Annotated in this window: 14 protein-coding genes; 9 read left to right on the top strand and 5 right to left on the bottom strand. The window is 70.2% G+C overall.

Annotated elements, in window-relative coordinates; genetic code table 11:
- Together HF577_RS32975 and HF577_RS32970 are read left to right on the top strand one after the other, a co-directional pair.
- The coding region (locus HF577_RS32975; protein WP_312859542.1) for a transglycosylase domain-containing protein at positions 1-2,522 on the top strand (2,522 nt) is incomplete at its 5' end.
- A gap of 74 nt (positions 2,523-2,596) precedes the next feature.
- Positions 2,597-4,090, top strand: coding sequence for a glycosyltransferase family 87 protein (locus HF577_RS32970; RefSeq protein ID WP_407692265.1), 1,494 nt, complete (start codon positions 2,597-2,599; stop codon positions 4,088-4,090).
- 9 nt (positions 4,091-4,099) lie between these two features.
- On the opposite strand, the gene HF577_RS32965 is transcribed toward HF577_RS32970, so the two are convergent.
- A complete protein-coding gene (locus HF577_RS32965; RefSeq protein WP_169399914.1) occupies positions 4,100-4,909 on the bottom strand; it encodes an N-acyl homoserine lactonase family protein in 810 nt (269 codons plus the stop codon).
- Between the two features lie 142 nt (positions 4,910-5,051).
- On the opposite strand from HF577_RS32965, the gene HF577_RS32960 reads away from it, so the two are divergent.
- Complete coding sequence (locus HF577_RS32960) at positions 5,052-5,645, top strand: NUDIX hydrolase (protein ID WP_169399913.1); 594 nt, start codon at positions 5,052-5,054, stop codon at positions 5,643-5,645.
- 16 nt (positions 5,646-5,661) lie between these two features.
- Here HF577_RS32960 and HF577_RS32955 read toward each other — a convergent pair whose 3' ends face one another.
- A complete protein-coding gene (locus tag HF577_RS32955) occupies positions 5,662-7,056 on the bottom strand; it encodes a glycosyltransferase family 87 protein (protein ID WP_169399912.1) in 1,395 nt (464 codons plus the stop codon).
- Between the two features lie 40 nt (positions 7,057-7,096).
- Complete coding sequence (locus HF577_RS32950; RefSeq protein WP_169399911.1) at positions 7,097-7,867, bottom strand: deoxyribonuclease IV; 771 nt, start codon at positions 7,865-7,867, stop codon at positions 7,097-7,099.
- Between the two features lie 307 nt (positions 7,868-8,174).
- Between HF577_RS32950 and rpsF the strand changes: the two genes are divergently transcribed.
- The 5 genes from rpsF to dnaB all read left to right on the top strand — a co-directional run bounded on the left by rpsF (position 8,175) and on the right by dnaB (position 11,731).
- Positions 8,175-8,495 (top strand): 30S ribosomal protein S6, encoded by a 321-nt coding sequence (gene rpsF, locus HF577_RS32945; RefSeq protein ID WP_169399910.1) that lies wholly within the window; start codon positions 8,175-8,177, stop codon positions 8,493-8,495.
- A 10-nt stretch (positions 8,496-8,505) separates the two neighbouring features.
- Complete coding sequence (locus tag HF577_RS32940; RefSeq protein ID WP_169399909.1) at positions 8,506-9,006, top strand: single-stranded DNA-binding protein; 501 nt, start codon at positions 8,506-8,508, stop codon at positions 9,004-9,006.
- Between the two features lie 57 nt (positions 9,007-9,063).
- Entirely contained in the window at positions 9,064-9,300 is a 237-nt protein-coding gene (gene rpsR / locus HF577_RS32935) for a 30S ribosomal protein S18 (protein WP_094923024.1), read from the top strand.
- Positions 9,301-9,343: 43 nt separating this feature from the next.
- Complete coding sequence (gene rplI / locus HF577_RS32930) at positions 9,344-9,793, top strand: 50S ribosomal protein L9 (protein WP_169399908.1); 450 nt, start codon at positions 9,344-9,346, stop codon at positions 9,791-9,793.
- Positions 9,794-10,327: 534 nt separating this feature from the next.
- Complete coding sequence (gene dnaB, locus HF577_RS32925; RefSeq protein WP_169399907.1) at positions 10,328-11,731, top strand: replicative DNA helicase; 1,404 nt, start codon at positions 10,328-10,330, stop codon at positions 11,729-11,731.
- Positions 11,732-11,769: 38 nt separating this feature from the next.
- On the opposite strand, the gene HF577_RS32920 is transcribed toward dnaB, so the two are convergent.
- Positions 11,770-12,393, bottom strand: a complete 624-nt coding sequence (locus HF577_RS32920) for an NADPH-dependent F420 reductase (protein ID WP_169399906.1) — start codon at positions 12,391-12,393, stop codon at positions 11,770-11,772.
- A 32-nt stretch (positions 12,394-12,425) separates the two neighbouring features.
- Positions 12,426-13,160 carry an SDR family NAD(P)-dependent oxidoreductase gene (locus HF577_RS32915; RefSeq protein WP_169399905.1) on the bottom strand — a complete coding sequence of 245 codons (735 nt, stop codon included), beginning with the start codon at positions 13,158-13,160 and terminating at the stop codon, positions 12,426-12,428.
- 145 nt (positions 13,161-13,305) lie between these two features.
- Here HF577_RS32915 and HF577_RS32910 point away from each other — a divergent pair.
- Positions 13,306-13,604: TetR/AcrR family transcriptional regulator (locus HF577_RS32910; RefSeq protein WP_169399904.1), on the top strand; the 299-nt coding region annotated here is incomplete at its 3' end.

Genomic DNA, 13,604 nt, shown 5'->3' with positions numbered 1-13,604 from the left:
ATCCGCCTCCTCCCGGCCAGCCGCAGCGCGGCCGCGCCCCTGCCGCGCCCCCGCCCGGTCCCGTCCCGCCTCAGCGCTACCGTCCGGACGGCCCGCCGGTACCGCAGCAGCCCGGCGGTCCCAGGGCGCCGTACGCGTCCGGGGACATGCCGCTGCTCACCCACGACGAGACCGGTGCCGCCTCGGTGGCGAGGGAGGGTGCGCTCGCTCTCGCCGAACGGACGGCGACGACCGGGGGGACCGGACCGGGCACCCCGGTGCCGCCGTCCCGCAAGCACAGCCCGTGGCGTCGGATCCGCCGGATCCTCTACGTGCTGCTCGGTCTGGCGGTGATCGGCCCGTTCATCGCCTTCGCCGTCGGCTGGATGATCTTCCCCGTCCCCACCTCCGACGAGGCGACGCTCACCCAGGTCGCTACGTTCACCTTCGCGGACGGGCAGCCGTTGGCCACGGTGCGGCCCGAGAACGTCAACCGGGTGAAGGTCACGCTCGACCGGATTCCCCTGCAGACCCGCCAGGCCGTGGTGGCCACCGAGGACAACACCTTCTACTCGAACCCCGGCTTCGACATCACGGGCATCTTCCGTGCGGTCTACAACCAGCTCACCGGTGGGATCGGCGGCGGTTCCACGATCACCCAGCAGTACATCAAGGTGTCCACCGGCCACGACGAGGTCTCCTTGCTGCGCAAGTACAAGGAGGTCGTGCTCGCGGTGAAGATCTCCCGTGAGCAGACCAAGGACCAGATCCTCGAGAACTACCTCAACACCATCTACCTCGGCCGGGGCGCCTACGGGATCCAGGCTGCGGCGAAGGCCTACTTCAACAAGGACGTCAAGGACCTGACGGTCTCCGAGAGCGCGATGCTGGCCGGCATCATCTCGGCGCCGTCCGCGTACGACCCCGCCAAGAGCGAGCAGAAGTCGACGGAACGCTGGAACCGGGCTCTCGACCGGATGGTGGAGAACAAGTACCTCACCCCGGCCGAACGCGCCCAGCAGACGTTCCCCACCAACTGGCTGCCCGAGCCCCCTCAGCTGGGCGGAGTTCCCGACGACGACCGGTACCACATCTACGACAAGGCCGTCGGGGAGCTCACGGCCAAGGGGATCACCGAGGACCAGATCGACACCGAGGGCCTGACGATCACGACCACAGTGCAGCAGCCGCGGCAGGCGGAGGCCGTCAAGGCCATCAAGAAGGTGATGGAGGGTCAGCCGGACAACCTGCGCACGGCGCTGGTCTCGGTCGACCCGAAGACCGGCGCGATCCTGGCCTACTACGGCGGGGCCAACGGCCTCGCCACCGACTACGCCAACGCCAAGCGCCAGCCCGGGTCGTCGTTCAAGCCGTTCGTGCTGTCCGCCGCGTTGCAGAGCAACGAGGGCATCGGGCTCGGCTCCACCTACGACGGCTCCTCGCCTCAACGGTTCGAGGGTGGGGTCACCGTCAACAACTCCGAGGGCTTCAACTGCGACAAGTGCACCGTGCAGACGGCAATGACGAAGTCGATCAACACGATCTTCTACCGGATGGCGGTCGACGTCGGCACCCAGCGCGTGGCCGATGCGGCCCACCAGGCCGGCATCCCGGACGACGTGGAGCTCAACGCCCGCGGTGGTATCGCGCTCGGTGACTCGGAGGTCCACGTCATCGACATGGCGGCGGCGTTCGCAACGTTCGCCGACGACGGTGAGCGGCACGAGCCGTACCTCGTCTCGAAGGTCGTCGCGGCCGACGGCCGGGTGCTCTACGACCGCGGGGAGGCGGCCGGCGAGCAGGCGGTCCCCCAGCAAGTGGCGCGCAACGTCACCGAGTCGATGATCGATGTCGCGAGCAGCTCCCGGATCGCGTTGTCGGACGGCAGGCCGGTCGCGGCCAAGACGGGCACCGTGCAGGCGGACGTCCCGGGCCAGAACAAGGACGCGTGGACGGTCGGCTACACCCCGTCGATCTCCACCGCGGTCTGGGTCGGCAGCGACAAGAGCGACCCGATCAAGAACGCCGCCGGCAGCCCGATCTTCGGGCGCATGCTGCCCGGGTCGATCTGGCAGGAGTTCATGAACGACGCCCTGCGCGGCACGCCGAAGGAGCAGTTCTCCAAGTTCGTGCCGATGGGCGTGCCGCCGGCTGCCGACCCCACCACCAACACCTCGGGCGCCCCGCCCACCTCGGGTTCACCGCAGAGCGGGTCACCGACCACGGGCGACGACGACAACAACGGTCGTGGCGACTCGAACGGCGACGGCAACGGGAACGGCAACTCGGACGACGACTCCGACAGCCCGTTCGGGGTCCTGCCGGGCGACGGTGGCAACAACGGCAACAACGGCAACAACGACAACGACGGCAACGGCAACAACGACGGCAACGGCAACAGCAACGACGGCAACGGCAGTGGCGGCGGCAACGGAGGCGGCGGTAACCCGCGCGGCGGGGACAGCAACGACCAACCCACCGGAGGCGGCGGCGACAACGGTCGCAACGCGCCGGCGAACAACGCGGCCGGATCCACGCGGTGACCGGAGCCGGGCGGGGGGCAGGGCGGCCTCCCGCGCCGCCCGCCCGGGTCGTCCCCACCTGGACGGAACCGTTCGTGGCCACCGCCAGCCGGATCGTGGGCGGTCCGCTGGGCCGGCACGCGCTGATCGGTCGCAGCGCGTTCTGGACGCCGCTGCGTGCGGTGCTGCTCCTCGCGGTGGTCGTGCTGGCACTGGGCTGGCTCGGTAAGGCGCCGTGCCTGCAGCAGGGCCCGTCATCGGACGGCGGCCTGATGCTCGACTGGCGCAACGGCCGCCAGTACGTCGCCATGTGCTATTCGGACACCGTCCCGCTCTACGGGGTCGAGGGTCTCGACAGCGGGTCCGTGCCCTACCGGGACTCGTGGGTCGAGAACGGCGGCACCCCGTCGGAGCAGGTGCGCTACATGGAGTACCCGGTCCTGACCGGGTACTTCCAGTACGCCAACGCCCGGCTCGCCGACGCCTGGCTGTGGCTCGCCCGGCAGCTGCCGACACTCCCGACGGCGCTACCCGTCGTCGTGTACTTCAACATCTCGGCGGCCTGGCTGGCCATGGCGTGGCTCGTGGTGGTGTGGGGGGTGCGCATGCTGCGCCCGTCCCGGCCGTGGGATGCGGCACTGGTGGCGGTGTCACCGCTGGTGGTGGTGCACGCGTTCACCAACTTCGACACGCTCGCGGTCGCGTGCGCCACGCTGGGCCTGCTCGCGCTCGCCCGCCGGAACCCCGGGCTCGCCGGCGTGCTGCTGGGGATCGGTGGGGCCTTCAAGGCCTACCCGCTGCTACTGCTGCTACCGATCGTGCTCGTCGCCTTCCGCCGCCGCGACGCGGCCACCGGCATCACCACGGCGGTGGCGGCCGTCGTCACGTGGGCGATGATCAACGCGCCGATCGCGGTGACGTTCACGCGGGGCTGGTGGGAGTTCTTCCGGCTCAACCAGACGCGGCCCGCCGATCCCGACTCGCTGTACTTCGTCGTCTCGTACTTCACGGGTTGGCCAGGGTTCGACGGTCAACTGGCGTCGGGCCAGCCGCCCACGGTGCTCAACACGGTGAGCGCGGTGCTGTTCGTGCTGTGCTGTGCCGGCCTCGCTGTGCTGGCCTGGCGGGCACCGCAGCCCCCGCGGCTGGCGTCGCTGGCGTTCCTCGTGGTGGCTGCGTTCCTGCTGGTCAACAAGGTGTGGAGCCCGCAGTACTCGCTGTGGCTCGTACCTCTCGCGGTGCTCGCTCTCCCGCGGTGGCGGCTGCTGCTGGCCTGGATGCTGGTCGACGCACTGGTCTGGGTCCCGCGGATGTTCTACTACCTGACGCCTGCGTCGAAGGGGTTGCCGCCGGACTGGTTCCTCGGGGCCGTCGTGCTCCGCGACGCGATGGTCGTGCTCCTGTGCGTGCTGGTGGTGCGCTCCGTCCTGCGACCCGAGACCGATCCGGTGCGGGCGGTGCGGTTGCGCGGCACGGACCGGGACGACCCGGACTGGCCCCCGCTACCGAGGTCGAGACGGTCGGAGCCGTCCCCGGCCCGCAACGGCTCCGTGTCGCCGGGAACCGATCCCGCCCGGAACGGCGCCTGACGGTTCGCGTCATCCCAGGACGACGGCCACCTGTCCGGCGCGCCCTGCCGCAGCGGGGAAGCGCTCGCGCGTACGGGCGTCATGGCCCGGGACGACCGTGGCCCCGAACCTGTCGGCCATCGTGTTGATCGTGGCCAGGCCTTCCCGCATCTCGTCGAGGTCGGTGAAGGCGAAGAACGGCCACCCGTGCTGGATCTGCTCGTAGAAATGGGCCGCGTCGGAGGCGAGCACCAGCGGGCCGCGTGCCGTCTGCACGGTGACGACCAACTCGCCAGGGCAGTGGCCGCCCACCGGGTGCACCGCCACCGAGGGACCCACCCGGGCCGGTTCCCGCACCAGCCGGAGGCGACCGGCGTCCTCGGCCCGTTGCACGACGGCGAGGTCGGCCTCGGTGGTGAACTCGCCACCGAGTGCGCCGCTGTCGCGCTTGGCGAACCAGTAGTCGTACTCGGCCCCGCCGGAGACCACCTCCGCCGTCGGGAACAGGCCCAGGTGACCGATGTGGTCGTAGTGGAAATGGCTGGTGATCACCCGGGTGACGGAGGTGGGGTCGATCTCCAGCAGTTCGAGGCATTCCGGCGGCGTGGTCACCGGTATCTCGCCGAGCCAGTCGCGGGCGGCCACGTCGTATCCGGTGTCGACGAGGGTGACGCCGTCGTCGTCCCGGATGACCCAGAAGTTGTAGTCCATGTCGAGCCAGCCGTCGGGGTCGCCGTAGGACCCGTAGTCGTGGAAGACGTCGCTGCGGCGGACGCGGCGCTCGGCGTACTTCACCGAGAGCACCTCGCGGGCCGGCGCCAGCACAGCCGGATCGATCATTCAGACCTCCATGTCCGATCATCAGACTGTCGTACAGTCGGGTCAGCCTAACCGACCGGGCACGCTGGCCTCGAGGTCATGTTCGCTGCGCGGCCCGCGGAGGCACGGGACGGCCGGGCGGCCGGTGGGGCACGATCAGGAGATGGACAGCCTGCGATCCCGCGTCGCCGAGGCTCTGCGCCGGTTCGACCGGCGCCCGGCCGACCGGCCGGACCTCAAACCGGCCTCGGTCGCGATCGCGCTGATCGAGCCGGGCCCGGCGTTCCTGCTCACGCGCCGTGCCTCGTCGCTGCGGGGGCACGCCGGTCAGTGGGCACTCCCGGGCGGGCGCACCGAGCCCGGTGAGACGTACGGGGAGGCGGCCCGGCGCGAGCTCGCCGAGGAGCTCGGGCTGGAGCTCGGCGAGGAGGCCGAGCTCGGTCTGCTCGACGACTACCCCACCCGGTCCGGCTACGTCATCACGCCCGTCGTCCTGTGGGCGGGCACCGACCCCGCGCTGCACCCCAGCCCGGCCGAGGTGAGCGAGCTGCACCGGGTGCCCCTCGAGCTGATCGACGTCGAACCGCGGTTCCTCACCATCCCCGAGTCGGACGCCCCGGTGATCCAGCTGCCGCTGTTCGGCCGGTTCGTGCACGCGCCCACCGGCGCGGTGCTGCACCAGTTCCGGGAGGTCGTGCTGCACGGGCGGCCGACCCGGGTGGCCCACCTGGAACAGCCGGTATTCGCTTGGCGGTAGGTGGGCGGAGCGCCCGCTACACCGACTCCGCGAGCGGGGTGCGCCGGTTCGCTCCACCGGCGGCCAGCCGGTCGGGGAGGCCGAGGAACACCACGAACAGCACGACGAGCAGGGCAGCGCGACCCCACACCCCGATCATCACGGCCTGCGCGGCGAAGCCTTCGTAGATGCCGGACCCCAGACCGGCATGGAGCGCGTAGTACCAGCGGAAGATGCCGATCCCCATCGCGAGGTCGGCGAGCAGGTAGGCCCCCACCCACCCCCACGGCACCTGCAGGAGCACGAAGAAGGGCAGCAGCCACAGCGTGTACTGCGGCGAGTGCACCTTGTGCAGCAACAGGAAGCCGCAGAGCATCGCCGCGCTCACCGCCACCCACGGGTAGACGCCGTCGCGCCGCCACCGCCACCAGCCGACGGCCGCGGCCACCGCGAAGGACAGGAGGACGAGGCCGGGTGAGAGCCAGTCCATCGTGGACTGGAAGGCGACGTTGTCGGGATCGGACTCGGGGCGGAAACCCCAGTACCAGATCGAGTTGGTGGTGAAGTCGACCTTCCGCAGCTCCTGGAACGTGAACGACGCGCGCCAGCCCTGGTAGCCGGCCAGGGCGAACGGCAGGTTCACCAGTACGACGGTGCCCGCTGCGGCCAGGGCGACACGGACCGCCGCGCCCCAGTGCAGCGTCCCCGGCCGCGAGGCCGTGAGCACGTAGAGCGCGAGCGGCAGCACGAAGGCGCCGGGGTAGAGCTTGAACGCGAAGCCGAGCCCCAGCAGCACGGCGGCCACGACAGCGCGCTGGGCCAGTGGCCGGTCGGTGCGCCACCCGTGCACGGTGAACACGGCGCCCACCGCACAGGCCACCACGGGCAGGTCCCAGTTGTGGAACGCGTAGAGCACCAGCGGCGGGCCGAGCGCCCACACCAGGGCCCGCCAGCGGGCCAACCTGCCCAGCAACCAGCCCGTGAGCAGGCCGAACGGGGCCATCAGCAGGGCCGAGTCGAGCAGGAACTCGGCGTCGTTGTGGGCGAACAACGCTCCGGCCCAGATGAGCAGTCCGGTGAGCACCGGGTACTCCACCGAGCCGCCGACGAGCTGCCCCTCCGGAGTGATCGCCCCAGACAGGTACGGAAAGACGTGCTTGTCGATGTCGCGGCCGAGCCAGAGGTGCTGGATGTCGGAGTAGCAGACGTCGCGCTCGATCCGTACGCCGTAGTCGGGCTCGCTGCGCCCTGCAGCGTTGAACTCCGGCCCTGTACAGCGGGCCTTGTTGGCGTAGCCCAGCACGAGCGTGAGGCCGGTGAGCAGCACCAGTACGGCCAGCACCGCCCGGCTGGCCCCGGCACCGACGGACGAGGCGGACACCGACCGGTCAGCTGGGACGGCGCCGGCGCCGACCCCGACGGTGCGCGTCATCGGACAGCCTCGCTGCGGTCCGGCGCAGCCTGGGCGGATCTCACGACCCCAGCCGCTCACGCAGGAACGCGATGTCGTCCGCCTGGCCCTCGGCCGGCGTCTCGACGACGACCGGCGCGCCCGCGGCGGAGCAGACGGCGGCCAGCTGGTCGGGGTCGATCGTGCCGTCGGCGATGTTGGCGTGCCGGTCGCGCGCGGAGCCGAACTCGTCGCGGGAGTTGTTGAGGTGCACCAGGTCGATCCGCCCGGTGATGGCCTTCGCCCGCTCGACGACGTCGACGAGGTCCTCGCCGGCGGCGAAGGCGTGGCAGGTGTCGAGGCAGAACCCGACGCCGAACTCGCCGACGCTGTCCCAGAGCCGGGCGAGGGCGTCGAACCGGCGGGCCATGGCGTTGTCGCCACCGGCGGTGTTCTCGATGAACACCGGCACCGCGAAGCCGCCGTCGCCCATCTGCCGCTCGACGAACTTGCGCCAGTTCTCGAAGCCCGTGGCCGCGTCCTCGCCCTGCGTGACGTGGCCGCCGTGCACCACCAGCCCGATGGCGCCGACCGCGGCGGCCGCCTCCGCGTGCTGCACCACGAGCTTGCGCGACGGGATGCGGATGCGGTTGTTCAGGGACGCGAGATTGATGACGTACGGTGCGTGCACCACCACCGTGAGCTCGCCGTCGCGTAGCTGCTCGGCCTGGGGGTGCGTGGGCGGCTTCTTCCAGCCCTGTGGGTCGGCCAGGAACATCTGCACGATGTCGGCCCCACGGTCGGCCGCCGTGACCAGCGGGTCGTCCTCGCGCACGTGGGCCCCGATGAGCATGCGGCCAGCGTAGTGACCTCCCCCGACACCCCGTTGCCTGGCGTGGTCCGCCGGGTGCGGTCCGCAGTGTCCGCTTCCCGCCGGTGGGCCGGTCCGCGGTGTCGGACACCGGCTCCGGCGTCGGCGGGCCGGGCACGGTCGGCGTCGTTCCCCCTGGTAGCCTCGACACGTCGACCTGACCGGCGCCCCCCCTGGGTGCCGCACGCGCCGCCCGCCTGCGGGTGTCCGTTTCTGTCGGGGCTTCCTGAGAACCTCCTGTCGCGGATGGACCGCGACCGTTCCAGTCCATAGGAGGTGAGTGGTTCTCATGCGTCATTACGAGCTGATGGTCATCCTCGACCCCAGTCTGGACGAGCGCACTGTGACGCCGTCCCTGGAGACCTTCCTCAACGTCGTGAAGAACGACAAGGGGACCGTCGAGAAGATCGAGGTCTGGGGCAAGCGCCGCCTCGCCTACGAGATCGCCAAGAACGCAGAGGGCATCTACGCCGTCCTCGAGGTCACCTGCGAGCCGGCCACCGTCGCCGAGCTCGACCGCCAGCTGGGGCTCAACGAGTCCGTGCTGCGCACCAAGGTGCTGCGTCGCGAGCCGAAGCGGGTACCCGCGCCCGCTGCTGCGGCGAGCTGAGGCGATCGCGATGGCCGGCGAGACCGTCATCACCGTGGTCGGCAACCTCACCGCCGATCCGGAGCTGCGCTTCACCCCGTCGGGCGCCGCAGTCGCCAACTTCACCGTCGCGGCCACGCCGCGCACCTTCGACCGCGCGTCCGGCGAGTGGAAGGACGGCGACGCCCTGTTCATGCGCTGCAACGTGTGGCGGCAGGCGGCGGAGAACGTCGCCGAGACGCTCACCCGCGGCATGCGCGTGATGGTGCAGGGCAGGCTGCGGCAGCGGAGCTTCGAGACCCGCGAGGGCGAGAAGCGCACCGTTGTCGAGCTCGAGGTCGACGAGGTCGGCCCGTCGCTGCGCTACGCCACGGCCAAGGTCAACAAGGTCAGCCGGGGCAGCGGCGGCGGTGGCTTCGGCGGCGGTTCCGGCGGTTCCGGTGGTTCCGGTGGCGCCCCCATGGACGACCCGTGGGGTTCGGCCCCGCCCGCCGGGAGCGGCCCGGCCGCCGACGACGAGCCCCCTTTCTGACAGAGACACCACTTCCCGCCCTCGTAGGCGGGTCACGAGCACAAGCAGGAGCACCCCATGGCCAAGCCCGTCCTGCGCAAGCCGAAGAAGAAGGTCTGCGCGTTCTGCAAGGACAAGGCCCAGGACATCGACTACAAGGACACCGGCCTGCTGCGGAAGTTCATCTCCGACCGCGGCAAGATCCGGGCGCGCCGGGTCACCGGCAACTGCCGTCAGCACCAGCGTGACGTCGCGGTCGCGGTCAAGAACTCCCGCGAGGTCGCGCTGCTGCCCTACACCTCGACCGCCCGCTGAGCGAGCTCGCGAGCGAACCTCAGTACAGCGGAGGACTCCCACAATGAAGCTCATCCTCACCGCCGACGTGCCCAACCTGGGCGCACCCGGCGACATCGTCGAGGTCAAGGACGGCTACGGCCGCAACTACCTGCTGCCCCGCTCGCTGGCCGTCGTGGCCACCCGCGGCGCGGAGAAGCAGGTCGCCTCGATCAGGCGGTCCCAGCAGGCCCGTCAGATCCGCGACCTCGGCCACGCCAAGGAGGTCGCCGGTCAGCTCGGCGACCTGTCCGTCACCGTCAGGGCCAAGGCGGCGGGCGACTCCGGTCGTCTGTTCGGCTCGGTCACCGCTGCTGACGTCGTCGAGGCCGTCCGTGCCGCCGGCGGTCCGCCGCTCGACCGGCGTTCCGTCGAGGTGTCCGGGCAGATCAAGTCCGTCGGCACCCACGCGGTCACGGTGCGCCTGCACCCCGAGGTCACCGCCGAGCTGGACATCGCCGTCGTCGCAAGCTGACTGATGCACATCCGTCACGATCTGTAGTCGGGGCGGGACACGGGCCGTGTGCCCGCGTCCCGCCCCGTTCTTCTTCCCGTCGCCTTCCTGCCACCAGGCCGGTCGCGCTCTGCAGCCGGTTCGGGACAAAGTGACGGGGGCATCGCCGAGTGACCGCCCGGACGCGCCAGGTGCCCGCTGAGAAGCCCTCCCCGACACGCCGAAACGGCGCCGTCGGCGTGTCGTGACAAGAAAGTTGTCCACACTTTCGAATCGGCCTCTGAACTGGTCAGACCCGTCGGGAAGCCTAGTTGTCCACATCTCGTCCACAGGCTGCTACCTGCGCCTTCCTGGGCGGCGTCGAATCCGTCCCCACGCCGTCCCCAGGTCCGTGCACAGGGCGGTTTTGACCCGGCGGTCCTGCCCCATAACCTGCCGTGCGGGGGGCGAGGACTCTGCGCTACGACAGCTGTGATTCACCCGGGTGTCACCCGGGGTCCGTGAGGCGCGTCGAACGAATGTTCGATATAGTGGTGACTGGGGGTGACGCTGCGTATGGCACTGGCTGACGATCGTCCGGCTGGCAGACCGCGCCCGGTGCGCGCGGCGGGCGAGCCTGCGGAACCGGGCGGCCCCTTCGACCGGCAGCCTCCTCAGGACCTCACGGCCGAGCAGTCGGTCCTCGGCGGCATGCTGCTGAGCAAGGACGCCATCGCCGACGTCGTCGAGGTACTGCGGCCCGACGACTTCTACCGTCCGGCCCACCAGACGGTCTACGACTGCATCCTCGATCTCTACGGCCGGGGCGAACCGGCCGACGCCGTCACGGTCTCGTCGGAGCTGCAGCGTCGCGGAGAGCTGATCCGCCTCGGTGGCGCCCCCTACCTCCACACGCTGATCGCCACCGTGCCCACCGCGGCCAACGCCGCCTACTACGCCGAGATCGTCGCCGAGAAGGCCATCCTGCGGCGCCTGGTCGAGGCGGGCACCCGCATCGTCCAGCTCGGGTACCACGGCGCTGACGGGGCCGAGGTCAACGAGGTCGTCGACCGCGCCCAGGCCGCGATCTACGAGGTCACCGAGCGCAGCACCAGCGAGGACTACGTGGCGCTGGAGGAGCTCCTCCAGCCCACGATGGACGAGATCGACGCCATCGCCTCCCGTGGCGGGGTCGCGCTCGGCGTGCCCACGGGGTTCGCCGACCTCGACGCCGCCACCAACGGCCTCCACCCCGGGCAGATGATCGTGGTGGCCGCGCGGCCCGGTCTCGGGAAGTCGACGCTCGGCCTCGACTTCGCTCGTTCCTGCTCGGTCGCCCACGGACTCACCAGTGCGGTGTTCTCGCTGGAGATGAGCAAGTCCGAGATCGTCATGCGCCTGCTGTCGGCCGAGGCGCGCATCCGCCTCGCCGACATGCGCGCGGGCCGGATGAGCGACGACGACTGGACTCGCATGGCCCGGCGGATGAGCGAGATCAGCGAGGCCCCGATCTTCATCGACGACTCGCCCAACCTCACGCTCATGGAGATCCGGGCCAAGGCGCGCCGGCTCAAGCAGCGCAACGACCTCAAGCTCGTGATCCTCGACTACCTGCAGCTCATGACGTCGGGCCGCAAGGTCGAGTCCCGCCAGCAGGAGGTCTCGGAGTTCTCCCGCCAGATCAAGCTGCTGGCCAAGGAGCTCGAGGTGCCGGTGGTGGCGATCAGCCAGCTGAACCGTGGTCCGGAGCAGCGCACCGACAAGCGGCCCATGCTGTCCGACCTGCGTGAGTCGGGGTCGATCGAGCAGGACGCCGACATGGTGATCCTGCTGCACCGGCCCGACGCCTTCGAGCGCGACGACCCCCGGGCGGGCGAGGCCGACCTGATCCTGGCCAAGCACCGTAACGGCCCCACCAGCACCATCACCGTGGCCCACCAGCTCCACTACAGCCGTTTCGCCGACCTGGCCCACGGCTGACCGCCCATTTGTAGGGTCTCAGCCGTACAACCGTTAACTCAGACGGGCAGTTCGGTGATGCTGAGGGCGAAGTCCAAGTTCCCCACCCCATGGTTGGCGAGGCCCACCGTGACCACGCCCGCTCCTTCCAGCCAGTGCGCCATTTTCAGGCCGCCGACGTCCAGCGGGCGCAGCCCGAGGCTCTCGATGAACGCCTCCACACTTGCCTTGGCCTGCGCATCATCACCAGCGATGAAGACGTCCGGCCGACCCTTCTCCAGTACATGACGGAAGACGGTGTTGAACGCCTTCACCACGCTGGCGCCGGCCGGGGCCGCCTTGGCGACTTCCTGCGCGATCGAGGTCTCCTCGCGGTGGGCCAGCCCGTCGAACGTGGAATTGAAGGGATTGCTGATGTCGACGATGACCTTGCCGGCGAGAGCGTCTCCGTACTGGGCGACGGCCGGCACGACACCGTCGTACAACAGGGCCACGATGACGATGTCCCCGGCCGGGGCGGTGCCCCATTCTCCCGTCGTGGTGCCGCCGCCGAGAGCCTTGGCCAGGTCAGCGGCCTTGGACTGATCGCGGCCCATGACTTCGACGGTGTTGCCGCCCGCTATCGCCCGCGCGCCGATGGTGCGGGCCATGTTCCCGGTGCCGATGATGCTGATATTGCTCATGAGATGTCCTGCCCTGGCTGTGGTGGTTCGGTTCAGATGGCGGTGGTGCCGCCGTCGGCGACGAGTTCCATGCCGTTGACGTAGCTGGAGTCGTCGGAGGCGAGGAAGAGGGCAGCGGTGGCGATCTCCTCGGGGCGGCCCATCTGGCCGCGGGGGATGAGGGACTCGAACTGGCGCTTGGTGGCCTCGTCGAAGAGTTCTTCCTGCTTGGCGGTGGCGACCTGGCCGGGGGTCAGGACGTTGACGCGGATGCGGCGGTCCTTGAGTTCGTTGAGCCAGACACGGGCCCAGGCCTGCTGGACGGCCTTGCTGCCGGCGTAGACGCTCCAGCCGGGGAAGGCGCCGAGGGAGGCATTGGAGCCGGTCATGAGGATGGAGCCGCCGTCGTTGAAGAGCGGGAGGGCCTTCTGGACGGTGAACAGGGTGCCGCGCGCGTTGAGTCCGAACCAGGTGTCGAACTGGGCCTCGGTGATCTCGCCGAGCGGGGCGGGCTCGCCCCCGCCGGCGCTGGCCCACAGCACATCGAGGCTTCCCTTCTCCCGCTTGACGGTCTCGTACAGGCGGTCCAGGTCGTCCAGGTCGGCGGCGTCGCCCTGGACGCCGGTGACGTTGCGGCCGATCTGCTTCACGGCCTCGTCCAGGGCGTCCTGGCGGCGGCCGGTGATGAAGACGTGTGCTCCCTCGTCGACGAACAGCTTCGCGCCGGCCAGCGCCATGCCGGTGGTGCCGCCGGTGATGACCGCAACCTTGCCGTCGAGCTTTCCCATAGTCGCTTCCTCGGGTCGGTGGTGCCGTGTGCACCTGGGGGTTACGGCGTTATGTAAACCGTTCTGTGTGCTTACGGTACGGGACAGGTGGTCGGGGTGCAAATTATGTACACCGGTCGTTACCTAGCTGAGGTACCGTGGATCCATGACGGAGTTGGAGAAGGGCCCCACGGGCCGCCGCCGCGGTCGGGGCGCCCGCGAGCGCATCCTCAGCGCGTCTCAGCAGCTGTTCCGCGAGCAGGGCATCAACCGCACGGGCATGGACCAGCTCTGCGCGGCGGCCGAGGTGTCCAAGCGCACGGCCTACCAGCACTTCACCGGCAAGGACGAACTCGTCGCCGAGTACCTGCGCCGGTTCGACCCCTCCGTTCTGTCCGGTGTGTTCGACCGCACCGACCTCACGCCCCGCGAACGGCTCCTCGCCGCCTTCGACGTCCCCCCCAC

The organism is Pseudonocardia xinjiangensis (genome assembly GCF_012911925.1).
GTDB lineage: Bacteria > Actinomycetota > Actinomycetes > Mycobacteriales > Pseudonocardiaceae > Pseudonocardia > Pseudonocardia xinjiangensis.
This window is presented reverse-complemented; position numbering and strand designations above follow the sequence as displayed.

Coding starts and splice junctions, on each gene's coding strand:
- HF577_RS32965 (WP_169399914.1), bottom strand. CDS start 4,909: ATGATCGATCCGGCTGTGCTGGCGCCGGCCCGCGAGGTGCTCTCGGTG.
- HF577_RS32960 (WP_169399913.1), top strand. CDS start 5,052: ATGGACAGCCTGCGATCCCGCGTCGCCGAGGCTCTGCGCCGGTTCGAC.
- HF577_RS32955 (WP_169399912.1), bottom strand. CDS start 7,056: ATGACGCGCACCGTCGGGGTCGGCGCCGGCGCCGTCCCAGCTGACCGG.
- HF577_RS32950 (WP_169399911.1), bottom strand. CDS start 7,867: ATGCTCATCGGGGCCCACGTGCGCGAGGACGACCCGCTGGTCACGGCG.
- rpsF (WP_169399910.1), top strand. CDS start 8,175: ATGCGTCATTACGAGCTGATGGTCATCCTCGACCCCAGTCTGGACGAG.
- HF577_RS32940 (WP_169399909.1), top strand. CDS start 8,506: ATGGCCGGCGAGACCGTCATCACCGTGGTCGGCAACCTCACCGCCGAT.
- rpsR (WP_094923024.1), top strand. CDS start 9,064: ATGGCCAAGCCCGTCCTGCGCAAGCCGAAGAAGAAGGTCTGCGCGTTC.
- rplI (WP_169399908.1), top strand. CDS start 9,344: ATGAAGCTCATCCTCACCGCCGACGTGCCCAACCTGGGCGCACCCGGC.
- dnaB (WP_169399907.1), top strand. CDS start 10,328: ATGGCACTGGCTGACGATCGTCCGGCTGGCAGACCGCGCCCGGTGCGC.
- HF577_RS32920 (WP_169399906.1), bottom strand. CDS start 12,393: ATGAGCAATATCAGCATCATCGGCACCGGGAACATGGCCCGCACCATC.
- HF577_RS32915 (WP_169399905.1), bottom strand. CDS start 13,160: ATGGGAAAGCTCGACGGCAAGGTTGCGGTCATCACCGGCGGCACCACC.